Here is a 23,186-nt window from a genome sequence, read left to right on the forward strand (position 1 = left end):
TTTATTGGCGGAGCGTGTTATGAAAGATCAACGTAAAGATGAGTATGTTCAGTCTATAATTAAGGATGGATATGCTTTGATTCCTGATGTGCTGACTGAGGAAGAATGTGATATTTATGTAAAGCTGTTGGAACGTGATTATAAGCAATATGCTGATCATTACCAGTCATCAGGGGCCACTGTTCACGGCCTTAATAACAAGTGTAATGAAAAGGTTGTTTATAACATGCATAACAAAGATATGCGTTATTTTAATCTTTTTGATCATTGTGATGTGTTTCCTGTTATTAAAGAAATATTACAAACTGGATCATATCAAAATAATGAATCAGTTAATTTACTGAATATTTCCGCACGTAATCCAGCTCCATATGCCGAACCGCAGCAATTACACCTAGATAGTAATTTGCCCGGTAAAGGAGGATATCCTTTAATTTTAGTTGCACTGTTTATGCTAGAAGATTTTACAGAGGTTAATGGTGCTACCCGAATTTTACCTGGCAGTCATCGATTCGATCGATATGCTGAGGATGGTAAAGTATATACAGATGAAGTGACTGTGACAGGTAAAAGAGGCAGTGTCTTATTATTTGACGGAGCTTTATGGCACGGCTCTTCTAAAAAGTATGATGATTCAAGTCGTTGGGCTGTGATTTTAGGATATGGGCGCTGGTTTATTAAGCCCTCCTTTGACTTTAGTCGTAATATACCTGAAAAAATTTATTCATCATTAAATGAAGAGAGGAAGTGTTTACTTGGCCTGGATTCGAATCCTCCATTGGATGAGTTTACACGTATAACCCGTCGTTGTGACAATGCTGAATGGTATGAAGGTTATGAGCTTCCAAAATGATCAGACCCAAGTTTTTTTAGAGAAAGAGGCTGATGCCTGGTTCGAAAGAAATTTTTCTAAAGAAGTAAAACAGAATCGAGATCAGGATTTAGTACTTAAATATCTCAGAACAGCATTTCTTGATGGGAAAAAAGTTGGTGAAGTAGGATGTTCAGACGGATGGCGCCTGGCTGAGCTTCAAAGTATTTTTAGTTGTGACTGTGTGGGTGTCGAGCCCTCTCAAAAAGCAATAGATGTTGGCAATCAACGCTATAAAAGTATTACCTTGATGCGTGGTACTGCTGCTAGTACTGGGCTGGAAAGTGACTCGTTGGACGTCTTGGTGCTAGGTTTTTGCCTGTATCTGTGTGATCGTAATGAGTTATTTAAAATTGCTTATGAGTGTGACCGGATTCTTCGGGATACAGGTTTGTTGTTAATAGTCGATTTTATGCCACCATTTGCTTATAAAAATCCTTATCACCATTTAGAAGGGCTGAATAGTTATAAACAGGATTATTCAAAAATGTTTCTTTGGAATCCTGCTTATAGGTTAATTCATCTTGAAACAGCAAATTTGCCCAGAAATCCAAACGTACCGATGAATCCTGATCATTGTGTAGGCTTGACAGTACTTCATAAGAATCAGACTCATGCCTATCCGGAATCACCTTTTGGTTAGTAATAAGTTTAGTGACTGGTTGTTGGGAACGGCTCAGTTTGGGATGCCCTATGGTGTGACGAATGATAGAGGACAGACTTCAGCTGATGAAGCGTGGCGTATGATTAATCTGGCTTTGCGTTCTGGTGCCGTAGGGGTTGATACCGCTGCAGGTTATGGTGATGCTGAAAAAGTTTTATCTTTAGATGTTCTGTCTGCCAGGATTACCACCAAAGTCAGTTGCCAGAGTGACCTTACTATCAGGCAGCAAGTTGAAAATTCTTTAGTAAATATGGGCTGTTCATGTGTTGATAGTGTTCTGATACATGATGCTGAAAGTTTGAAAATTTCAGGAGCGCTTCAGTCTGTAAGCCGGCAATTAGAAGAACTAAAGTCTGAACAGTTAATTACGGCGGCCGGTGTTAGCGTTTATGAGGTAGAACAAACGAAGGCTTTGCTCGATCACTGGATTCCTGATGTTGTACAGATACCTCTTAATCCATTAAATCAGTCTTTTTTAGAAAGTGGTGAAGCACAAAGACTTAAAAAGGCTGGGGTTACATTGCAATCTAGGAGTCTTTTTTTACAAGGTGTTTTGCTTACAAGTTTGCTTCCGCACAGGCTTCAAAAATTAACGGACTTATTTGATAACTGGCAAGCTTTTCTGCGTAAAAATGAAATGTCTACTTTGTCAGCATGTAAGTCATTCGCGGCAGCACAGGATTGTATTGATCACTGGGTATTAGGCTTTGAAAATTATGCTCAGCTGGAAGCGTTCATAGCGGCTCCAGTACAGAATGTTTCTATGCAGTCCTGTGCGGTAAAAGATATAGACAGGGTGAATCCCAGCAAATGGTAGATCTTAATGTTATTGCTTTAGTGCAGGCGAGGATGAGTTCTTCTCGGTTACCCGGTAAAGTTCTTATGCCGCTGGGAGAAGCAACTGTTATAGAAGGTGTGCTTACACGTCTGCAGCGTTCTCAGAACGTTGATAAAGTTATGCTGGTGACCAGTCATGAGCAATCAGATGACTTATTAGCTGAAACTGTTCGTGAAGCAGGCTTCCCTGTTTTTAGGGGAAGTTTGAATGATGTATTGGCTCGGTTTGCAGGAGCTGCCAGAGAGTATCCTGCCCGGCATTATGTGAGGGTTACGGGGGATTGTCCTTTTATTGATCCGAGCTTCGTGGATGATCTTATCGATCACTACTTACTGAGTGGTGCAGAGTATGCGAGTAATGCTCTTGAGCCAAGCTTACCTGATGGTCTGGATTGTGAAGTCTTTTCGGGTGAGACGTTGCAGCGAGTGAATAAATTAGCAGTACTCCGAAAGGATCGTGAACATGTAACGCATTTTATATATACACATCCGGAGCTTTTTGAAATTTATAGCCATACTTACGAAAGAGATTTATCTAAGTATCGGATTACATTGGACACACCGGAAGATTATCAATTGATCCAGAAAATTTGTGAATGTGTTTCCAATGCTTATCTGGATATCAAATTGGCTGATATCCTTGATACTTTGCAATATTCCCCTGAGCTGTTAGCGATTAATAGTATGTATAAGCGAAATGAAGGGTTAGAGAGTGACTGATTTATCTTTTTCCTGCTCTGAGCGTCTGCTGGAACGAGCTTTGAAAACAATACCGTTGGGCAGTCAGACATTTAGCAAAAGCTATAAACACTATCCAAAAGGTGGTAGTCCTTTTTTTGCTGAGAAAGGAAAGGGGCCCTACCTTTTTGATGTTGATGGTAATCAGTTTATCGATATGGTCAACGGATTGGCAGCAGTCACTCTGGGTTATTGTGACCCGGATGTGGACACTGCGATTATTAAGCAAGTTGAAAAAGGTGTAATTTTTTCACTTTCCAACGAGTTAGAAGCCCTGTTGGCGGAAAAAATTGCGCAGTTGATACCTTGTGCTGAAATGAGTCGCTTTGGAAAGAATGGCTCTGATGCAACAACAGCAGCAATTCGCTTGTCCCGAGCTTATACCGGCCGAGATGAAGTGGCTGTTTGTGGTTATCACGGTTGGCACGATTGGTATATCGGTTCCACTGACAAAAAGCTTGGAGTGCCTGAAGCAACACAGTCTTTAACTCACAAATTTCAGTTTAATAATATTGATAGCCTTGAGGCTTTGTTTAAGAAGCGTAAGGATAAAATTGCTGCTGTTATTCTTGAGCCAATGAATATTACTTATCCTGAAGCTGATTTCCTGCCTGGAGTGAAAGCGCTTTGTCAGGAATATGGGGCTGTGTTGGTATTTGATGAGACTGTTACAGGCTTTAGATTTGATCTGGGAGGCGCGCAAAAAATTTTTGGTGTTACACCAGACTTAGCAACTTTTGGTAAGGGAATTGCTAATGGTATGCCGTTGTCAGTTGTAACAGGTAAGAAAGAAATTATGCAGTTGTTGGATGAGGTTTTTTTCTCTTTCACTTATGGAGGGGAGTTACTGTCTATTGCAGCGGCATTGGCAACCATTGAAAAGTTGGAAAAACAATCCGGAATTCAGAAGATTACGACCTATGGTACTCAGTTGAAAGAAGGCCTTGAAGCTCTGATATCTCAGTTTTCATGTTCAGATTTTCTTTCAGTGTCTGGTAATCCGGTCTGGAGTTTTTTCAATATACATGTTGATGAGCCTGAAGAGTTATATTTGTGGAAAACACTCTACATGCAAGAGACGTTAAAGAGAGGTTTGATCACTTTAGGGTCCCATAACTTAACGTTGAGTCATGATGAAGGTGTGATAGAAAGGGTTCTTGCTATATATGCCGAAGTAATTGAGGTTTTTGCACGCGCAAAATCAAAGGGTGGTCCAGGCTCTTTTTTACATGTTGACTCTCTGACCCCTCTGTTTAGTGTGCGGAAAAAAGATTAATGCGTATTGCTGTTTATGCCAATGCTTCTTTTAGGATAGGAGAAGGGCATGCTGTTCGTTGTCTTCAGCTCATATCTGAATTTTCCGGTGCTCAGATTGTGTGGTTTTATACATCGTTAACGCCCCGTATTGAAAAACGCTTGGCTGAAACCTGTGTTGAGTTGATTTGTATAGAATCCTGTAATGGTACGTTAGAAAAAAGATTAGAAAGATGCCTGTATGAAGCCGATGTGCAGTTGGTGATTCTCGATGATTATGAGCTGAATATGAAACGTCGATTAACCGACGCGTTAATTGTTGTTTTTGATGATTTGGCGAGTAGAGAGATACAGGCAGATATTTTAATTGATGCAAGTCCGGTTAGGCAGGAAGCTGATTATAAAGGACTGGTCAGTGAGTCATGTCACTGTTTAATTGGCTCTTCTTATTTAATGTTGGAACGTAATCTTTTTACATCCGGGAAGAAGGTAAAGAACAGAGGCCATTTGTTTTTAGGATCTACTGACCCATTGAACTTAACTGAGAAGTACCTGGAATTATTATTAGATATGTTTCTGGGTTGGCAGTGGGAAGTTGTTATTACATCTAGAAACCGGAATGTTAGGGCTATTGAGGAACTTATCAAAGCCAAACACAATGCTTTCTTAAGCTTTGAACCAAGTTCACTGGCTGAGGGTTTAGTGGCGGCTGAAATTGCTATAGGAGCTCCTGGGTTAGCGACTTGGCAAAGAATCGCAGCAGGATGTCAAGTTGCACTGGTCGCAACACACAAGAATCAGATCAATATTTTGGAAGAGCTTGAAAGAGAAGGACTGATTAAATACCTGGGATATGGTTTTAATAAGAGAACAATAGAGCACAAACTTCGTAAGTTTTTGGTCTCAGAACCTGTAACTGGCAGATTAGATTTGGATGCTGATGGTGCTGTGAGGATTAAACAGAAAATTCTTTCCTGTCTTGAAGGAAGAGCAATATGAAGAATGGTGAAGTTTGTTTAAGATCATATCTGGTTTCTGATGATGAAAGAACAGTTGCCTGGTTGAATGACCCAGAGATGAAAAATACTTTTGGTTTGACGTATCAAATCGATGTAAGTATGCACCGTAAGTGGCTGGATGCTCAGTGTGACTTTCTTATTAAAGCAATTGAAGTTAATGGTCAGCATATTGGAAACGCTATTTTACGTTTAACTCCAAGACATAAGAGCGCTTTGCTGGAGATCTATATAGGTGAAGCCTCACTTCGTGGTAGGGGTATGGGCTTTCGTGCATTGGGCTTGTTGTTAAAGGTTGCATTTAAAGAGCTTAAGCTTCACCGGGTAAAGTTATTTACCCGTATTGATAACATTGCAGCCCAGAAAATGTATGAGAAGGCTGGTTTTGTATTAGAAGGTTGTGAGCGGCAGGCAATATACCAGGATGGCGTATTTGTTGATCAAAATATCTGGGGATTGTTGTTCGATGAATGGGTGGTTTCAGAGGATGTTTGATGTCGCCATTATGCAGCCAACTTATTTGCCCTGGGCTGGCTATTTTCATCTGATGAGCCAAGTGAATTTTTTTGTCTTTCTGGACGATGTGCAGTTTTCAAAGTCCAGTTGGCAGTCAAGAAACAGGATCAATTGTTTCGGGGATGTTCAGTGGATTAGCTTGCCGGTCACGCGACAGGGGGTAGTTAATATTAATGAAGTGATGATCCGTCCGGAAGGACAGTGGCCAAAAAAACATTTACAACAGTTGAAGTCTGTGTATGGAAAAGCCCCTTTTTTTAATGATCTTGAGCTTATTATGGAAGGAATAGAAAGTATAAGCATAAGTTCATTAGCACAAGTTAACATTGAGTTAACTATAAAAATTGCTCGGCTGCTTGAGCTTGATTGTACTTTCCATAATAGCTCTGAAATTGATACCTCTTCAGAACGTAGTCAACGGTTGTTAGATCTCATCAGAGCTTTTGGAGGGCTAAGTTATTTTAGTCCTGAAGGCGCTCGTGAGTACCTTGAGCGAGACGGTATATTGCAGGAAGAAGGTATTGATATTGTCTATCAAGAGTATGAGCCTTTGAAGTACAGGCAATATAGAAGTGATCAATGGCACTCTCATCTTTCTATTGTTGATGTCATTGCTAATATCGGTCTTGAAGAAACAAAACATTATATCCGGAGGGGTTTTAATGGGTTATAAGTTGGAAAGAAATCCTCATTACGGTTTTTTACAAATATCACCTACGCCCAGTGATGCTGAGATTGCAGAGTATTATTCTAATGAATTTTATGCGTCCGAATCACCTGCACAAGTAAATGATTCAAGTCTGGATATTCAGAAGAAAGATAAAGCGTTTTATCAGGGTTGGCGAGCGGATCTGGTTAACTTGATAGGAGAGCATTTTGGCCGGCTTGATGTTTCTGTTATGGACTTTGGCTGTGGTTGGTGCGAAACACTTTCTTACTTTAAAGAAGAAGGGATGGAGTGTTATGGAATAGATACTACACCGGAAGCTATAGAGTATGGGCGCTCTCTTGGGCTAAACGTGGAAGTTTCTAATCTTCAGGATTTAAATCCATTTCAGCGGAAGTTTGATGTTTTACTGATGCAGAATGTACTTGAACATCTTGCAGACCCAGTTGCAGTTGTAGCCGAAATACATAAGAACCTGCTTAACCCGGGTGGTCTGTTCATTATCGATGTGCCTAATGAGTTTAATGAGTTTCAGGTTGCCGGGAAGGAAGTTAATAATCTTGAAGAATGGTGGGTAGCACCGCCTGCGCATCTTAATTATTTTAGTTCAGACAGTTTACAGGCCCTGTTGCAGGGGGAAGGCTTTACTGTTCTTGATAAAATGGCTTCTTTTCCGTTAGAAATGAATCTGCTTATGGGAAATAACTATGTGGGGAATCCGGCTCTGGGGAGACAGATTCACGAGCAGAGAATGTTGTTTGAACATAATTTAAGGTCAACAGGCAGGACTAAAGTATTGCATCAGTTTTATAGGGCGCTTGCCGAGATTAATCTTGGACGTCAAATACTTATGGTTGCTGAGAAAAAGTATGATTAAACTTGGTGATAAAATTATAGCTGCGGGACAAGCGCCATTTTTGGTTGCAGAGCTTTCCGGTAATCATAATGGCGATATAAAGCGCGCTAAAGCAATCATAGATGCGGCTGCAGATGCCGGGGCCGATGCTGTTAAGTTGCAGACATATACAGCAGACACTATGACTCTGGATTGTCAGCAAAATGATTTTCATGTGGCTGACTTGGATAACCCGTGGGCAGGCTATACATTGTATAGTCTTTATCATGAGGCCCATACTCCCTGGGAATGGCATCAAGAGCTTTTTGATTATATTAAACAAAAGGGAATGGTGCCTTTTAGCTCTCCTTTTGATGAGAGCGCTGTTGATTTTTTAGAATCATTAAACTGTCCCATTTATAAAGTGGCTTCGTTTGAATTGACAGATATCCCTCTGCTTAAAAAAATTGCCCGTACCGGTAAACCCATTATTATGTCGACTGGAATGGCGACACTTGGTGAAATTGAAGAGTCTTTGCTAGCCATAAGGTCTGAGTCTGATGCGCAGGTTGTGCTACTTAAATGTACCAGTACGTATCCTGCTGATCCTTCAAATTCAAATATCAAAACGATTCCACATCTTAGGGAGTGGAGTAAGACACTTGTCGGCTTATCTGACCATACAATGGGGTCTGCTGTGGCTGTTGCGGCTACGGTGATGGGCAGTGTTGTAATTGAGAAGCACCTTACCCTGCAGCGTTCTGATGGCGGAGTTGATGCGGGTTTTTCTTTGGAACCGGCTGAGTTTGCCAGAATGGTCAGTGATGTGAAGCAAGCGCATCAAGCTCTAGGTGATGTTAGTTATGGTGGAAGTAAGGCTGAACAGAAAAGTAAGCTTTATCGCCGTTCAGTATATTTTAAAAAATCGGTTAGTGAGGGGCAGAAAATTACAATTGATGATCTTTGTATCATCAGACCTGCTAATGGATTGGCCCCTAAGTATCGTGATCAGTTAATTGGAAGGATAGCTGCTCATGATATTACTCGGGGAACCGCTACAGCCTGGCATCTTTTCAGAAAATAGGATTATTTTAAAAGATTAACTAATGTCTCAATCACTTTATCTTGTTCTTCAAATGTCATCGTTGGAAATAAGGGTAAAGTGATGGCAGACTGATAATATGCTTCTGAATTGGGAAAGTCGTCACGTTTGAACCCTTGTTCCTGATAAAAAGGTTGTCTGTAAACAGGTATATAGTGAAGATTCACACCAATGCCTTCTTTTCGCAGAGCTTTAAAGAGCCTGAGATGTTCAGAACGATCCGGTGTATTGAGCTTTATTATATACAGGTGAAATGCAGATAGCCTGTCTTTGTAAATCTCAGGAAGCCGAACTGGTAAAACTGATAAAGCATCGTTATAGCGTTTAGCCAGGGCGTTTCTGGCTTTTACATAATCATCAAGCCTTTTCAATTGGCTGATTCCAAGAGCTGCCTGAATGTCAGTTATCCGATAGTTAAATCCGAGAAAATGCTGTTCATAATACCATGGGCCATCGGCTGTATTTTGTAACTTTTCTTCATCTCTGGTAACCCCATGAGATCTTAGCTGCTCCATGGTGGCTGCTAAAACAGGGTTGTTAGTTGTAGCAAGACCTCCTTCAGCAGTGGTGATTATTTTTACCGGATGAAAACTAAAAACTGTTATATCGCTGTATTGGCAAGCTCCTATTTTGGCATCCTGATAGCTTCCACCAATAGCATGTGCAGCATCTTCGATTATCTTAATATCGTATTTTTGAGTAAGTGATGATATTTCTGCCATGTCACAGGAGAGGCCGGCCATATGTACAACGATAATTGCTTTAGGAAGAGCGTTTTGCTTTTCGGCCTGAGACAGACGGGATTTGAGTACAGAAACGCTCAGATTAGATGTTTCGGGATCTATATCTACAAAGTCGACCTGAGCACCACACATTTTTACAGCATTGGCTGTGGCAACAAATGTAATCGGTGAAGTCCATACCTGATCTCCTTCCGTTATACCGAGTGCTAAGCAGGCTAGGTGAAGGGCGGATGTTGCGCTGTTGCAGGCGATGGCATATTTTGCCTGACAATATTCAGCTATTTTTTTCTCAAACAGAGCTACCTGCGGCCCTTGTGTAATAAAGTCAGATTGCAGGGTTTCAATAACAGTATCTATATCATCTTGAATGATGTCTTGGCGTCCATAAGGAATCATTGGTTGCTCGATACTTCTTGATTTAATTTTTTGATTTCATCAATGCTTAGGAAAAAATTGTTGTTTCCTGAATTATATTCAAAGCCCTGTTCTACAGCTTTTCCAGATTCATTGATGTTGTTTGTTTCAAAGTTGTTTGTTCTGCTGGTGAAAGTGATTGAGGGTCTGATAACAAAGTGATCGGGAAATTCCAGCGTTAAGTGAGAATCGTCAGCAGGACACATAATCTCATGAATTTTTTCGCCGGGGCGAATGCCAATAATTTTATGTTCAAGATCAGGGGCCATAGCTTTTGCAAGATCAACAATTCTAACTGAAGGAATTTTAGGTACAAAGATTTCCCCTCCATTCATTCTGGAGAAGTTCTTGAGTACAAAGTTCACACCCTCCTGAAGCGTAATCCAGAACCGTGTCATCTGAGTATCTGTTATTGGAAGGGAGGTGTGTCCTTCACTGATCAGCTTATTGAAAAAAGGTACAACGGAACCGCGTGAACCGACGACATTTCCGTATCTGACAACACTAAAGCGAGTTGGGTGGCCGCCAGCCATGTTATTTGCTGCAACAAACAGCTTGTCGGATGCTAACTTTGTAGCACCGTAGAGGTTGATCGGGTTTGCTGCTTTGTCAGTGGATAATGCAATGACCTTATCAACGTCATTTGTTAATGCTGCTTTTATAACGTTTTCGGCCCCGTGAATATTAGTTTTAATACATTCCATGGGATTGTATTCTGCAGCAGGAACTTGCTTTAGTGCAGCAGCATGAATGACGAAATCAACATTTTGCATGGCTTGTTTCAATCGTTCTTGATCCCGGACATCGCCTATGAAGTAACGCATGCAGGGGTTGTCAAACTTCTGCTGCATTTCAAACTGCTTTAGTTCATCACGGGAATAGATAATGATCTTTTTAGGTGAGTACTGACTAAGCAAAGTCTCTGTGTATTTTTGGCCGAATGACCCGGTGCCACCAGTGATTAAAATTGTTTTATTATCAAACATAGTTCTTCATCCAATAAAGCTCATAATTAATATGCTGGCTATATTTACTAATTTAAAATCACTTATAGTGTGTGGTGTAGCATGCAGCAGCGGGAAGGATCTCAATATAGGTAGCTTATCAGAGCACTGATAGTTAAAGGAAGCACCACTGATGCCGATATTGAAGTACAATGATTCAGTCCTAATATTTTTAGATTAAGGTGTGTACATGTCTGTAAACTTAAAGGCTCTTAAGCAGTATCAAAACGTTAGTCTGCATGCGACAGTCGCTACAGCCAGTCCACATAAGTTGATTGCAATGCTTTTTGATGGAGCGTTAGCTGCTTTAGCGAAATCCAAAGGGGCTATCGAGCGAAATAGTATTGAAGAAAGAACTGTCCATCTCAATAAAGCCTCTGAGATAGTTGTCAATTTGCGAGGGAGCCTGGACCTGGATAAAGGCGGTGAGGTCGCAGCTAATCTTGATGAGCTTTATGATTACATGCTTCGTACAATAATGCAGGCTAACCGGAACAGCGATAGCGAAAAAGTTCAGGAAGTCATGGATTTAATCTTAGTGGTGAAACAAGGATGGTCTGAGATGCCTGTTGAGCTTCAGATGGGTGGTAAGTAATTACTATTGGTATAGAGCGTGTGAGTATGTCGGCTACTGACAGCAGTTGGTAGCTAGGTGAAAGACTTTAAATACTTCTGATTTAACTATGAGACGGGCGCTATACAGTGCCCGTTTTTTGGTTTATGGATAATAATTCTCGAAGCGTCAAAAAAATAACACAAAGATACTTGTTAAGTTTTAATATATGTCATAAATTTGACGTTAAGGTTTTTTTGTCTGTTTCAGGCACACCGTCCGGGTGACGGCGTTAGTGCTGAAGGTATGTTCAGATCACAGGTATGACACACATATGCAGCTTCTTTATGTAGATGACAATGCAGATAGCCGGCGGCAGTTATCCGACCGGTTAACTTTTGCCGGCATTGCCTGCCAGACTGAGAGTTACGTTGACTGGTTGCAGGCAGAGGAAGGTCGGAGTTCTGAATATTTGGCTGTCATGCTGGGGCACTGTAACCATCCGATTGATCTGGAAAAATTGCTGGCGCAGCGGCTGGATGAGGCAACGCCGGTGATCACCGTGGGGGACTGGATGCAGCCTGAAGCGGCCAGTGAAGGATTGCAGCAAAGAATACTGGGTACCTTAACACCGGGGTCGCAGCTGTCAGATGTGCAGTATGTGTTACACCGGGCGCAGATTTTCAGAGGCTTGCGTCAGCCGGCGGAACTGGCCGGGGGGCTGCAACAGGCGTTTGCTGATCTTGCCGGTGGCAGCGCCGTTATGAACGACGTTCGCAGTCTGATGGCGCAAGTGGCCGGACGGGATGTCAGTGTGCTGATTAACGGTGAGTCCGGTACCGGTAAAGAAGTGGTGGCTAATTGCCTGCATAAGGCTTCATCACGGGCTGCCGGGCCCTTTGTGCCGCTTAATTGCGGAGCCATACCTTCTGAATTGTTAGAGAGTGAGTTGTTCGGGCATGAAAAAGGTGCCTTTACCGGTGCTGTTTCGAGCCGTCCCGGGCGGTTTGAACTGGCGGACGGCGGCACACTGTTCCTGGACGAAATTGGTGATATGCCACTGAATATGCAGGTAAAGCTGCTAAGGGTTATTCAGGAAAAGTGCTTTGAACGGGTCGGCGGTACCAAAACCATCGACTGTGATGTGCGCATCATTGCCGCCACACATAAAAATCTGGAAGAGATGATCGATGAAGGTAAGTTCCGGGAAGACCTGTATTACCGCCTGAATGTTTTCCCGATTGCTATGCCCGCCCTGCGTGAACGGACAGAAGATATTCCCACCCTGACTGAGCTGTTTGTCCGCCGTGCCGAAGCGGATGGATTTGGCCGGATTAAAGTCATGCCGGCGGTTATCCGTTCATTACAGCAGCATCCCTGGTCAGGCAATGTCCGCGAACTGGCGAATCTGATTGAACGTTTAACCATCATGCACCCGGACAGCATTATCAGTATCAGTGAGTTACCGGAGAAATTCCGTTATCTGGAAGAAGATGCCGGTGATATCAGTTTAAAGGCACAGTTACATCTGGACGTTGATCAGGCCCAGGCTGAAGCGTCAGATGCTCCCGGGGCACATGTGCTGCCGGAAGAGGGTATTGATATGAAGGCCTATCTTGAAGGCATTGAACAGGTACTGATTGAGCAGGCACTGGATACCACCAACAACGTTGTTGCCAGAGCCGCGGACAAGCTACAAATTCGCCGGACCACGCTGGTGGAGAAAATGCGTAAGTACGGGATTCAGCGAAAATAACCCATGGCCGATCAGAACTCTAACACTGAGATGAATACTGAACTGGCGCAACTGCGTGAGCAGGTAGCTGCCCTGCAAGTTCAGTTGGCGGATACTCAGGGGCAGCACCTTGAGCAACAGGCAGAAAACTCCCGCCTGAGCGGCCGTATGGATAATCTGTTAAACCTCCTGCCTGCCGGCGTACTGGTGGTCGATCACCGTGGTCTGGTGAGCGAAGCGAATCTGGCAGCCGCAGAGCTGCTGGGGGAACCGTTGCTGGGGGAATCCTGGCTGGGGATTATTCAGCGAAGCTTTGCGCCGCGCAGTGATGATGGACACGAGGTATCTTTAAAAAGCGGCCGCCGGGTGAGTTTGTCTACCCGCTCGCTTGAGTCTGAAACCGGGCAGCTGATTATGCTGACGGATCAGACCGAAACTCGGCTCTTACAGGGGCAGGTTGCTCATTATCAGCGGTTGTCTGAAATGGGCCGGATGATGGCTTCCCTGGCACATCAGATCCGTACGCCGCTGTCGGCGGCTTTGTTATACGCGAGTCATCTTATTAAGCCGGGTTTGCAGACAGATAAGCAGATTAAGTTTGCTGGCAAAATTAAATCACGGCTGGAAAATCTGGAGCATCAGGTGCGCGATATGCTGGTGTTTGCCCGGGGGGAAACCCGTCTGGATGACCGTCTGACCCTGGCGCAGTTATTTCGCGATATTGAAGATGCACTGGATGTACCGCTGGCGGCCTGGGATGCAGACTGCGAATGTATTAATGCGGTCCCGGACCTTCAGTTGCAGTGTAATAAAGAAGCCTTACTGGGCGCACTGATGAATCTGGTTGAAAACAGCCTGCAGGCGACAGGTAAGGGCGCTGAGTTAAGCATTGAAGCATCAGTGCTTAAGGAAAGGCTGTGCCTGATGGTGGCAGATAATGGTCCGGGCATGGATCAGGAGCAGTGCCGGAAAGTACTGGAGCCGTTTTACTCGACTAAATCACACGGCACCGGCCTGGGGTTAGCGGTGGCACAGGTGGTTGCCAAAGCGCATCACGGTGAATTTGTACTGGTGTCAGAGCTCGGTAAGGGCACGCGGGCAGCGTTCTTATTGCCTTACGAAAAAGATGCTAACGTCAGCAGTTGATAAACCGGCTGTTTTTTTGAATTTATACAGATAACGAAACGGGAAAATACATGGCGACGCAGATACTGGTGGTTGAAGATGATGCCAGCTTGAGAGAAGCGCTGGTCGATACACTGGAACTGGCCGATTTCGGTTGTCTCGAAGCCGAGTCCGGTGAAGATGCACTGACACTGCTGAGTCAGCAGTCGGTAGATATGGTGGTCAGTGACGTCAATATGGGCGGCATGGACGGCCATGAATTACTGGAAAAAATACAGCAGCAACATCCCTGTTTGCCGGTGATGCTGATTACCGCCTACGGGCAGGTGAATAAAGCGGTGGATGCAATACGCAGCGGTGCTGTGGATTATCTGATGAAGCCCTTTGAGCCGGATGCACTGATTGAAGTAGTAAAACGTTATACCGGCACGCAGATCCGTAAGCAGGATAATCTGCAGCCGGTGGCGGAAGAAAACTCCAGTAAACAACTGTTGCAGGTTGCCCGGCGAGTGGCAGAAACCGACTCCACCGTACTGATTACCGGCGAAAGCGGTACCGGTAAAGAAGTGCTGGCCCAGTACATTCATAACCATTCTCCACGAGCGGATCAGCCGTTCATCGCCATTAACTGTGCAGCCATTCCGGAAAGCATGTTGGAAGCGACGCTGTTCGGTCACGAAAAGGGCGCATTTACCGGTGCGTACAGCAGTAACCCGGGTAAGTTTGAACAGGCTAACGGCGGGACTATTTTGCTGGATGAAATCTCCGAGATGGATCTTGGCCTGCAGGCCAAGCTGTTGCGTGTCCTGCAGGAGCAGGAAGTGGAGCGGGTCGGTGGCCGTAAAGTCATCAGTCTGGATGTGCGGATTCTGGCGACCACTAACCGTAAGCTTGAGTCTTATGTGGGCGAGAATAAATTCCGTGAAGATCTGTACTACCGTCTGAATGTGTTTCCGTTGCAGTGGTTGCCGCTGCGAGAGCGCCGGGCAGATATTGTACCGCTGGCCAAGCGCTTGCTGAGTAAGTACTCACTGAAGATGAACCGCACGGCCGTTTCTCTGGGTGAGGATGCTGAGCAGGCACTGAGTAATTATGACTGGCCGGGTAATGTCCGGGAGCTGGATAACGTGGTGCAGCGCGCGCTGATTCTGCAACAAGGCGCGCTGATCAGTGCCCGTGATCTGCACATTCAGCCCACCAGTATTCAGACCGCCGAGTTTGATACCAGTGTTGAGCTGTCTTCAGGGAGTGATTCAAATCCGCTGGTTGCCGGTGTGCGCCAGCATGAGTATCAGCTGATCATTGATACCCTCAGGGAAACCGGAGGCAGCCGTAAAGATGCTGCTCAGCAACTGGGTATCAGTCCCCGGACGCTGCGCTATAAGCTGGCAAAAATGCGTGAAGACGGTGTGGATCTGGATGCCATGCTGGGCTGATTTGCCAGGCTGTGTTCTGCAAATGGCAACATTTGCAGAACCGGGAATCACTTGTTCAAACCCAGCCGCAGCGCTACTCTCAGTCCGATTCCGTGTAAGACTAATGGCTTGCTGTAAATCGACCAATGTCTAATTTAGGCAGCAGGGCAGTCTTTATACATTGATCAGACATCAGATGAATGCTGAAAACGCTTTACTGTCAGCCTGTGAGGCAATGCTGCAAAAAGCATGGTATTAGTAGAGTAATTAATTAAATCAGGAACAGATTTTCGCGTCTGGCCAACTCCCGGCGTCTATATAATGAATCTTTTGTCGGGAACAGTCGGTGCCGCTGCACGCTGAAACCTGAGCATGAATGCATAGCAGTGACGTGCGCTGTTCTGCATTATCCGCTGATAACGAATATAAAATAACAAGTTAAGGGCATGATCATGAGCGACTCTAAGATGTATCCGGTCTCTGAAGCGATGGCCGCTTCTGCGCATATCGATAACGCAAAATACACAGCGATGTACGAGCAGTCAGTTAACGATCCTGATGCGTTCTGGGGCGAGCATGGTAAGCGTATCGACTGGTTTAAGCCTTACTCCAAAGTTAAGAACACCTCTTTTGATCCGCACAATGTGGATATCCGCTGGTATGAAGACGGCACTCTGAATGCGGCTTATAACTGTCTGGACCGGCATCTGGAAACCCGTGGCGACCAGACGGCGATTATCTGGGAAGGGGATGACCCGAGTGAGTCAGAGAATATTACTTACCGCGATCTGCATGAGCGTGTCAGTCGTTTTGCCAATGTACTGAAAGGTGAGGGTGTTCAAAAAGGTGACGTTGTAACTCTTTATATGCCGATGATCCCGGAAGCGGCAGTCGCAATGCTGGCCTGTGCCCGTATCGGTGCGGTGCACTCCATTGTTTTCGGTGGTTTCTCACCGGAAGCCCTGGCCGCACGTATCGAAGGTGCGAACTCTAAAGTTGTCATTACTGCTAACTATTCGTTGCGTGGCGGTAAAGCGGTTCCACTGAAAGAAAACGTGGATAAAGCGCTGGAAAACCCTGCGGTAGCAGCCTGCATCAGCAGCGTGCTGGTGGTGAAGCGTGTAGATCAGGATGTAACCTGGGATGCCAGCCGTGATAAGTGGTATGAAGAACTGACCGCAGCGGCGTCCACGGATTGCCCGGCAGAAGAAATGAATGCCGAAGATCCGCTGTTTATTCTTTACACCTCCGGCTCTACCGGTGCACCTAAAGGTCTGAAACATACAACCGGTGGTTACATGGTGTATGCGTCTATGACCCATGAGTATGTATTCGATTATAAAGACGGCGATATCTACTGGTGTACAGCAGACGTGGGCTGGGTAACCGGACACAGCTACATTGTTTATGGCCCGCTGGCGAACGGTGCAACAACACTGATGTTTGAAGGTGTGCCGAGCTACCCGGATAATAGCCGGTTCGGCCGTGTTATCGAAAAGCATAAAGTAAATCAGTTCTACACTGCACCAACCGCTATCCGTGCACTGATGCAGCAGGGTGAAGATGTATTGGGTGATGCCGATCTTTCTTCACTGCGGATTCTGGGTTCTGTGGGCGAGCCAATCAACCCTGAAGCCTGGGAGTGGTACCACCGGATTGTCGGTCAGGAAAACTGCCCGATCGTTGATACCTGGTGGCAGACTGAAACCGGTGGCGTGATGATTGTGCCACTGCCGGGTGCTACCGCGGCTAAGCCGGGTTCTGCAACCCGTCCGTTCTTCGGTGTTATGCCGGCACTGCTGGATAACGAAGGGAATGAACTGAGCGGTGCTGTTGACGGTAATCTGGTGCTGACCGACTCATGGCCTTCCCAGGCGCGTTCAATCTGGGGTGATCACGAGCGCTTCGTACAAACCTACTTCTCAACGTTTAAGGGCATGTATACCACCGGTGACGGTGCCCGTCGTGATGAAGACGGTTATTACTGGATTACCGGCCGTGTTGATGACGTGATCAACGTATCCGGCCACCGTATGGGTACTGCAGAGGTTGAATCTGCGCTGGTAGCCCATGCGGCAGTTGCTGAAGCGGCGGTTGTAGGTTATCCGCATGACATCAAGGGCCAGGGTATCTATGTGTACGTGACCCTGCAGTCCGGTTATGAAGAGTCTGACGAGCTGATGAAAGAGCTGCGTAACTGGGTACGTGCGGAGATCGGCCCGATTGCTTCGCCGGATCTGATTCAGTTTGCCCCGGGTATGCCAAAAACCCGTTCAGGTAAGATCATGCGCCGTATCCTGCGTAAGATCGCTGAAGATGATTTTGCCGCCCTGGGTGATACCTCAACGTTGGCGGATCCGTCGGTGGTTGATGACCTGATTGAGCACCGTATGAACCGCAAATAAGTGCTTAATATTCAGTGCCCCGTCTTTGTACGGGGCGTTGTTGTTTTTAAGGGAAAGTAATTTTTAAGTGTAATTCAGAGTCGTTTCTTCGACTTAAGTATAAGGCTAACTTATTGAGCTTAAACAATAAAATTCGCCACGACAGGTGGCAGAAGTTTGTTTAAAAGGTTGCCGGTGATAATATGTTGCTAATGTAAGTGGTGTGCTGCAGGCCGTTGCTGGTCCTGCCAGAGCAGTTTTCACTGCTATGCTAAGTAACATGATGCATATGGGGAGAGGTTGAATGCAGTTAGCGCAGAAAATAATCATTGCGGATGATCATCCGCTGTTTCGTGCAGCGCTTAAACAGGCGGTGACTCAAGCTGTTTCCGGTGTTGAAATTGTAGAAGCTGATTCTCTGGCCGCTGTTCAGGAAGCGGTGGATACACACAGTGACGCAGATCTGGTCCTGCTGGACCTGCATATGCCGGGGACTAACGGTTTTACCGGCCTGGTATTCCTGAGGGGCCAAAACCCGGGAATACCTGTTGTGGTGGTTTCTGGCAGTGAAGAACCGGTGGTGATGAAGCGCGCCATTGATTACGGTGCATCCGGGTTTATTCCTAAGTCATCGCCGCTGGATATCATTGCTGAAGCGATTTCCAAAGTGTTGCAGGGTGAAGAATGGCTGCCACAGGCACTGGCGGATAATATGGATGATGTGCCGGCAGAAGATCAGGCGTTTGCCAACAATCTTGCCTCGCTGACGCCACAGCAGTTCCGTGTACTTACGATGCTGACCGAAGGGCTGCTGAATAAGCAGATCGCTTATGAGCTGAATGTATCTGAAGCGACCATTAAGGCCCACGTGACGGCCATTTTGCGTAAGCTGGGCGTACACAGCCGTACTCAGGCCGTGATTGCCGCACAACGCTTAGGTGTTGAGCCGCCGAAAACTGAGCTGGCGTAATACCCGGATATAAAACAGTGTGAAAAAAAGGGCCGTCAGGCCCTTTTTTACGTCTGGCCGGAAGTTTCAGCTTCTTGTTGCCGGTTAGCTGAAATGAGTTTGTTGATCATGGCGCGCAGTGCTGCCGGTTTTATCGGTTTATTCAGGTGCTGTGCTGCCGACTGGCGGATCTCGTCCTGAACTTCATCGGTGCGGTCTGCGGTGATGACTACTGCCGGTACCGGGGCAGGCCAGAGAGGTGCCAGATCTTTCAGTGCCATGATGCCTGTCAGGCTGTCATCCAGATGGTAGTCCATCAGAATAATATCCGGTGTGAAATCTTCGTCGCGGATCAGGGCCGCCGCGTTTGCACTGGAGGTTGCGCATAAGGTATTACAGGACCAGCCCTGCAACAGTGCGGTCATGCCTTCCAGAATACTTGGCTCGTTATCCACAACCAGCACATTAACCCCCTCCAGGCCCTTACTGCGGGTCCAGCCACGGTTCTCCGGTTGCTGTTTAATGGCCTTGCTGGTTTCCCCGAGTGGCACATTGACACTGAAAACGGTGCCCTTGCCGGGCCAGGAGCGGACGCTAATCGGATGCTCAAGAATATGGGCGATACGTTCGGTAATCGCCAGACCAAGGCCCAGGCCTTCTACTTTGGAGTGTTTAGGGTTGTTGATCCGTCTGAACTCTTCAAATACTTCACTGAGCTTGTCTTCTGGAATGCCCACGCCGGTGTCCCATACCTCTATCCGGATACTGTTGCCTGTATGCCGGCAGCCCAGCAGGATCTTGCCTTTCTGGGTATAGCGAATGGCATTGGAAATGAAGTTTTGCAGCACCCGCCGGAGAAGTTGCGGATCGGAATGTACGATTCGATGGCAGTTTACAAAGTGGAACTGCAGGCCTTTTTCATTGGCCAGTGCGGTGAATTCCGTATTCAGGTTTTCAAACAGGGTTGTCAGGCTGAAGTGACTACGGTTAGGCACCAGTGCACCGGCATCCAGCTTGGATATATCCAGTATCGCCGAGATTAGCGTTTCAGCGGCTTTCAGTGAACCGTCCAGATTTTCTATCAATTGGGTGGTTGCTTCACTGTGCTGTTGCTGTGCCAGTGCTGAGGTAAACAGCCGGGCAGCGTTCAGGGGCTGGAGTACGTCGTGGCTGGCAGCCGCAAGGAAGCGGGTTTTACCCAGGTTGGCGGCATCTGCATCGGCTTTGGCCTGGCGCAGTTCATCCTCAATCAGTGCTCTGACGGTGTTTTCTTTGCGCAGCTCATTGTTAACTACTGACAGCGAGTAAGTCCGTTCCTGAACCCGCTGTTCCAGATTTTCATTGGTTTCCTGCAGGGCCTGTTCTGCAAGCCGGCGCTCGGTAATGTCCTGATAGAGGGTGAAGTACCCGGGGATCTCTCCCTGATAGCCAAAGTGAGGGATATAGGTAACCTCGGCATAGCGGGGGGAGCCGTCTTTCGTTGGTAACTGGGTTTCAAACCGCTGGCGCTCGCCGGCAACGGCCGCTTTTATATAGGGTAAGCGCTGTTTGTACTCTTCCTCGCTGAGAACACTGGTACAGTGCATGCCGGCGATGTTATGCCGGTCGATGCCGAATGTCTGGGCGTAGGATTTGTTGACGAACTGATAGTACTGGTCGTTATTCAGATAGGCGATCAGTACCGGCACATTGTCGGTGTAAATCCGGATGTTCTGTTCACTTTCACGCAGGGCTTCCTGAACCTCTTTGTGGTCGGTGATATCCATGTAGGTATTCACAAAGCCACCATTCGGCATGGTGTTACCGCGAATCTCCAGGACGGTACCGTTCTGGCGGTGGCGTTCGTATGCCTGATTGTCTCCGGAGCGAATAGCGTCCAGGCGGGCTTTGACGGATGCTTCAATGTCACCGTCACCGTATTCTCCGTGGCGGGCGTTATAGCGGAATATGTCTTCAATGGGCCGTCCGACACACACCAGTCCGTCGGGGTAATTAAACATTTCAATATAGCGGCGGTTCCAGGCTACGATCCGCATTTGCTGATCCACTACGCTGATGCCCATGGAAATATTTTCAATGGTGGACTGCAGCAGGGAGCGGTTGAAACGCAGTGCCTGAGAGGCTTCATCGACAATGGTAACGATGTCGCCGATTTGCATGTCTTTGCCCCGCAGGGTGGAGGCCAGTACGATGCGTGCGGATGATGCGCCGATAGCACCTGCCAGCAGGCGTTCCGTAAACTGAATCAGTTCATGGCTGGCTTTTTCACTGGGCAGTGGCGGAGTCTGGCTGAATTTCAGGGCGAAATCAGTAAAGGCATGCTGCGCCCGGTTGGTGCCCAGGAAACGCTCCGCAAGGGTTTGCAGATCGCTGACGGTGGCGTGTGTATTGGTGGTGCGCTGGGATTCGTTAAGGTCCTTATTGTAGGCGTCAACAAATGCGCTCGCCTGAATGCGGTCAACCAGTCGCTGTGATGTGTAGTGTGAAATGACCAGATAGAGCAGGGCATTCACACCAACACTCCAGAGGGTGCCGTGGGTGAGTATGTCCAATCCGGTTATGCCGAACAGGGCCATCGGTTTAAGGCTTTCATAACCAAACAGGCCGTTTTCGATAATGTCGTTGTCGAGTAATCCGACACTGGCCAGTGTCGGGAATACCAGGGTGTAGATCCACAGAATAAAGCCAGCGCTCAGACCCGCCAGCACCCCGTAGCGTGAGCCTTCCTTCCAGTAAATACCGCCGATGATCCCGGGAATAAGCTGAGCGGCTGCTGCAAATGCCAGTAAGCCAAAGGAGGCCAGTGATGTCTGGTCACCGAGGATACGGTAATAGAAGTAGGCCATGAGCATCAGGCAGACAATGGTGATGCGACGTACCCGTAACAGCAGCGCGCCAAGGTCTTTGTTATCGGAGAGTTTTAGCCATGAGATGCGCAGTAGCAGCGGCATGATGATGTCGTTACAGACCATGGTGGCCAGCGTAATGGAGGCAACGATTACCATGCTGGTTGCGGCGGACAGGCCGCCAATAAAGGCGAATACAGCAAGGTTTTCATGGCCGGAGCGTAACGGCAGCAGCAGTACATAGGTGTCTGCGTTGGTATTGGTCGGGTTAAAGACTGTCATGCCCGCGGTGGCAATCGGTAACACAAACAGGGCCAGCAGGATCATGTACAAAGGAAACAGCCAACGGGCGGTTTTCAGGTTATCTACCCGGGTGTTTTCCACAATGGTAACGTGAAACTGACGGGGCAGACAGATAATAGCGGCGCAGGCCAGCAATACCTCAATAACGAAGCCATTGCTCAGAGGGCCGCGGAAATTGGCGTTATAGCTGAGCTGGTGGCTGATATTAAAGATCAGGTCATCTACCCCTTCAAAAATCTCGAAGGCAGCAAACAGGCCTACCATGATAAAGGCGGTCAGCTTGATAATGGATTCGAAGGCAACGGCCAGTACCATGCCTTCGTGGTGCTCAGTGGCATCGATATGCCGGGTACCGAACAGGATGGCAAATACCGCCATCAGCAGGGCAACAAAGAGTGCGGTATCACTACCTTTGCTGAGGCCGTCGGCGATGTTGGGGGTAAGGGCATCAAAGCTGATCGCCACGGCTTTCAGCTGCATGGCGATATAGGGGATGGTGCCGAATACGGCAATGACGGTCACCAGAATGGCCAGTGACTGACTTTTACCGTAGCGGGAAGAGATGAAGTCGGCGATGGAGGTGGTGTTTTGCTGTTTGCCGACAAGAATCATTTTTTCAATGATGCGCCAGGCAAAAATAAAGACTAAGACCGGCCCGAGATACGTGGCCAGAAACTCCCAGCCGCTGGTGGTGGCCCGCCCCACGGCACCATAAAACGTCCAGGATGAGCAATAGATCGCCAGTGATAAAGAATAGATAACAGGATTGCTGGCATAAGAGCGCCCTTTACGGCTGCGGTCACCAAAATACGCGATGGCAAACAGCAGACCTACATAGGCCAGTGAAATGAAAATAATCGATGCGCCAGAGAGCATATTTTCTGATTCCTGAGCTGTGAATAAATACCGTTTACAGGCCTGTCTGTGAGGGGGCGTTCGGTACGGACACAGCAATTCTTATTCAGTCTTTTTTACGTGTCAGATCTCCATTTAAACACAGTCGGGCAGTAAAAATGCAGCGAATTCGTGCCGGGCAGAATTATACCTTTGTCTACAGAGCTTGTTGTGCTGCGGCGCAAAATAAATCGCTGTATGCCCCGTAATGTCTGGCTTTCGGCGATGTCCGGTTGGGCTCATAAAATAGCCTGAGACTAAAGTCGGGGCATCGGAAACAGGGGCGCTTTGCTAGCGTTATAGGACGAAATTCTATTAACC

General features: G+C 46.7%; 19 protein-coding genes. 16 read left to right on the plus strand and 3 right to left on the minus strand.

Annotated elements, in window-relative coordinates:
• Positions 1-19 precede the first annotated feature (19 nt).
• The 10 genes from JYB63_RS15085 to pseI are packed head-to-tail and all read left to right on the plus strand — an operon-like array spanning position 20 to position 8,482.
• Entirely contained in the window at positions 20-853 is an 834-nt protein-coding gene (locus JYB63_RS15085) for a phytanoyl-CoA dioxygenase family protein (RefSeq protein ID WP_205658726.1), read from the plus strand.
• On the plus strand, positions 837-1,514 hold the full coding sequence (locus JYB63_RS15090; protein ID WP_205658727.1) for a class I SAM-dependent methyltransferase: 678 nt from the start codon (positions 837-839) through the stop codon (positions 1,512-1,514). Before JYB63_RS15085 ends, JYB63_RS15090 begins: the two co-directional genes overlap by 17 nt.
• Positions 1,507-2,352: an aldo/keto reductase gene (locus JYB63_RS15095; RefSeq protein ID WP_205658728.1), complete on the plus strand. Its 846-nt coding sequence runs from the start codon at positions 1,507-1,509 to the stop codon at positions 2,350-2,352. Before JYB63_RS15090 ends, JYB63_RS15095 begins: the two co-directional genes overlap by 8 nt.
• Positions 2,346-3,092, plus strand: a complete 747-nt coding sequence (locus JYB63_RS15100; protein WP_205658729.1) for a cytidylyltransferase domain-containing protein — start codon at positions 2,346-2,348, stop codon at positions 3,090-3,092. The genes JYB63_RS15095 and JYB63_RS15100 overlap by 7 nt, the downstream gene beginning before the upstream one ends.
• A complete protein-coding gene (locus tag JYB63_RS15105) occupies positions 3,085-4,386 on the plus strand; it encodes an aminotransferase class III-fold pyridoxal phosphate-dependent enzyme (RefSeq protein ID WP_205658730.1) in 1,302 nt (433 codons plus the stop codon). Before JYB63_RS15100 ends, JYB63_RS15105 begins: the two co-directional genes overlap by 8 nt.
• Positions 4,386-5,363: a hypothetical protein gene (locus JYB63_RS15110; protein ID WP_205658731.1), complete on the plus strand. Its 978-nt coding sequence runs from the start codon at positions 4,386-4,388 to the stop codon at positions 5,361-5,363. The genes JYB63_RS15105 and JYB63_RS15110 overlap by 1 nt, the downstream gene beginning before the upstream one ends.
• Positions 5,360-5,875 carry a GNAT family N-acetyltransferase gene (locus JYB63_RS15115; protein WP_205658732.1) on the plus strand — a complete coding sequence of 172 codons (516 nt, stop codon included), beginning with the start codon at positions 5,360-5,362 and terminating at the stop codon, positions 5,873-5,875. The genes JYB63_RS15110 and JYB63_RS15115 overlap by 4 nt, the downstream gene beginning before the upstream one ends.
• On the plus strand, positions 5,868-6,569 hold the full coding sequence (locus JYB63_RS15120; protein WP_205658733.1) for a WbqC family protein: 702 nt from the start codon (positions 5,868-5,870) through the stop codon (positions 6,567-6,569). The genes JYB63_RS15115 and JYB63_RS15120 overlap by 8 nt, the downstream gene beginning before the upstream one ends.
• Positions 6,559-7,440, plus strand: a complete 882-nt coding sequence (locus tag JYB63_RS15125) for a class I SAM-dependent methyltransferase (protein ID WP_205658734.1) — start codon at positions 6,559-6,561, stop codon at positions 7,438-7,440. The genes JYB63_RS15120 and JYB63_RS15125 overlap by 11 nt, the downstream gene beginning before the upstream one ends.
• Positions 7,433-8,482: a pseudaminic acid synthase gene (pseI, locus tag JYB63_RS15130; RefSeq protein WP_205658735.1), complete on the plus strand. Its 1,050-nt coding sequence runs from the start codon at positions 7,433-7,435 to the stop codon at positions 8,480-8,482. Before JYB63_RS15125 ends, pseI begins: the two co-directional genes overlap by 8 nt.
• Positions 8,483-8,484: 2 nt before the next feature.
• Here pseI and pseC read toward each other — a convergent pair whose 3' ends face one another.
• Entirely contained in the window at positions 8,485-9,639 is a 1,155-nt protein-coding gene (gene pseC / locus JYB63_RS15135) for a UDP-4-amino-4,6-dideoxy-N-acetyl-beta-L-altrosamine transaminase (RefSeq protein WP_205658736.1), read from the minus strand.
• Complete coding sequence (gene pseB, locus JYB63_RS15140) at positions 9,636-10,643, minus strand: UDP-N-acetylglucosamine 4,6-dehydratase (inverting) (protein ID WP_205658737.1); 1,008 nt, start codon at positions 10,641-10,643, stop codon at positions 9,636-9,638. The genes pseC and pseB overlap by 4 nt, the downstream gene beginning before the upstream one ends.
• 208 nt (positions 10,644-10,851) lie before the next feature.
• Here pseB and fliS point away from each other — a divergent pair, with 208 nt between their 5' ends.
• From fliS to JYB63_RS15170, 6 genes are all read left to right on the plus strand, one after another.
• Positions 10,852-11,256 (plus strand): flagellar export chaperone FliS, encoded by a 405-nt coding sequence (fliS, locus tag JYB63_RS15145; protein WP_205658738.1) that lies wholly within the window; start codon positions 10,852-10,854, stop codon positions 11,254-11,256.
• 292 nt (positions 11,257-11,548) lie between these two features.
• Positions 11,549-12,970 carry a sigma-54 dependent transcriptional regulator gene (locus JYB63_RS15150; RefSeq protein ID WP_205658739.1) on the plus strand — a complete coding sequence of 474 codons (1,422 nt, stop codon included), beginning with the start codon at positions 11,549-11,551 and terminating at the stop codon, positions 12,968-12,970.
• Positions 12,971-12,973: 3 nt separating this feature from the next.
• Positions 12,974-14,095, plus strand: coding sequence for a sensor histidine kinase (locus JYB63_RS15155; protein ID WP_205658740.1), 1,122 nt, complete (start codon positions 12,974-12,976; stop codon positions 14,093-14,095).
• A 50-nt stretch (positions 14,096-14,145) separates the two neighbouring features.
• On the plus strand, positions 14,146-15,510 hold the full coding sequence (locus tag JYB63_RS15160; protein ID WP_205658741.1) for a sigma-54-dependent transcriptional regulator: 1,365 nt from the start codon (positions 14,146-14,148) through the stop codon (positions 15,508-15,510).
• Between the two features lie 431 nt (positions 15,511-15,941).
• Positions 15,942-17,894, plus strand: a complete 1,953-nt coding sequence (gene acs / locus JYB63_RS15165) for an acetate--CoA ligase (RefSeq protein ID WP_205658742.1) — start codon at positions 15,942-15,944, stop codon at positions 17,892-17,894.
• A gap of 283 nt (positions 17,895-18,177) precedes the next feature.
• Positions 18,178-18,843 carry a response regulator transcription factor gene (locus JYB63_RS15170; protein WP_205658743.1) on the plus strand — a complete coding sequence of 222 codons (666 nt, stop codon included), beginning with the start codon at positions 18,178-18,180 and terminating at the stop codon, positions 18,841-18,843.
• 47 nt (positions 18,844-18,890) lie between these two features.
• Here JYB63_RS15170 and JYB63_RS15175 read toward each other — a convergent pair whose 3' ends face one another.
• On the minus strand, positions 18,891-22,847 hold the full coding sequence (locus JYB63_RS15175) for a NahK/ErcS family hybrid sensor histidine kinase/response regulator (RefSeq protein WP_205658744.1): 3,957 nt from the start codon (positions 22,845-22,847) through the stop codon (positions 18,891-18,893).
• Positions 22,848-23,186 lie beyond the last annotated feature (339 nt).

It is taken from the genome of Aliamphritea spongicola, from assembly GCF_017051665.1.
Taxonomy (GTDB): domain Bacteria; phylum Pseudomonadota; class Gammaproteobacteria; order Pseudomonadales; family Balneatricaceae; genus Amphritea; species Amphritea spongicola.

What these genes read in the sequence shown, in the direction of transcription:
- JYB63_RS15085 (WP_205658726.1), top strand. Translation starts at nt 20, where the DNA reads ATGAAAGATCAACGTAAAGATGAGTATGTTCAGTCTATAATTAAGGAT.
- JYB63_RS15090 (WP_205658727.1), top strand. Translation starts at nt 837, where the DNA reads ATGAGCTTCCAAAATGATCAGACCCAAGTTTTTTTAGAGAAAGAGGCT.
- JYB63_RS15100 (WP_205658729.1), top strand. Translation starts at nt 2,346, where the DNA reads ATGGTAGATCTTAATGTTATTGCTTTAGTGCAGGCGAGGATGAGTTCT.
- JYB63_RS15110 (WP_205658731.1), top strand. Translation starts at nt 4,386, where the DNA reads ATGCGTATTGCTGTTTATGCCAATGCTTCTTTTAGGATAGGAGAAGGG.
- JYB63_RS15115 (WP_205658732.1), top strand. Translation starts at nt 5,360, where the DNA reads ATGAAGAATGGTGAAGTTTGTTTAAGATCATATCTGGTTTCTGATGAT.
- JYB63_RS15120 (WP_205658733.1), top strand. Translation starts at nt 5,868, where the DNA reads ATGTTTGATGTCGCCATTATGCAGCCAACTTATTTGCCCTGGGCTGGC.
- JYB63_RS15125 (WP_205658734.1), top strand. Translation starts at nt 6,559, where the DNA reads ATGGGTTATAAGTTGGAAAGAAATCCTCATTACGGTTTTTTACAAATA.
- pseI (WP_205658735.1), top strand. Translation starts at nt 7,433, where the DNA reads ATGATTAAACTTGGTGATAAAATTATAGCTGCGGGACAAGCGCCATTT.
- pseC (WP_205658736.1), bottom strand. Translation starts at nt 9,639, where the DNA reads ATGATTCCTTATGGACGCCAAGACATCATTCAAGATGATATAGATACT.
- pseB (WP_205658737.1), bottom strand. Translation starts at nt 10,643, where the DNA reads ATGTTTGATAATAAAACAATTTTAATCACTGGTGGCACCGGGTCATTC.
- fliS (WP_205658738.1), top strand. Translation starts at nt 10,852, where the DNA reads ATGTCTGTAAACTTAAAGGCTCTTAAGCAGTATCAAAACGTTAGTCTG.
- JYB63_RS15150 (WP_205658739.1), top strand. Translation starts at nt 11,549, where the DNA reads ATGCAGCTTCTTTATGTAGATGACAATGCAGATAGCCGGCGGCAGTTA.
- JYB63_RS15155 (WP_205658740.1), top strand. Translation starts at nt 12,974, where the DNA reads ATGGCCGATCAGAACTCTAACACTGAGATGAATACTGAACTGGCGCAA.
- JYB63_RS15160 (WP_205658741.1), top strand. Translation starts at nt 14,146, where the DNA reads ATGGCGACGCAGATACTGGTGGTTGAAGATGATGCCAGCTTGAGAGAA.
- acs (WP_205658742.1), top strand. Translation starts at nt 15,942, where the DNA reads ATGAGCGACTCTAAGATGTATCCGGTCTCTGAAGCGATGGCCGCTTCT.
- JYB63_RS15170 (WP_205658743.1), top strand. Translation starts at nt 18,178, where the DNA reads ATGCAGTTAGCGCAGAAAATAATCATTGCGGATGATCATCCGCTGTTT.
- JYB63_RS15175 (WP_205658744.1), bottom strand. Translation starts at nt 22,847, where the DNA reads ATGCTCTCTGGCGCATCGATTATTTTCATTTCACTGGCCTATGTAGGT.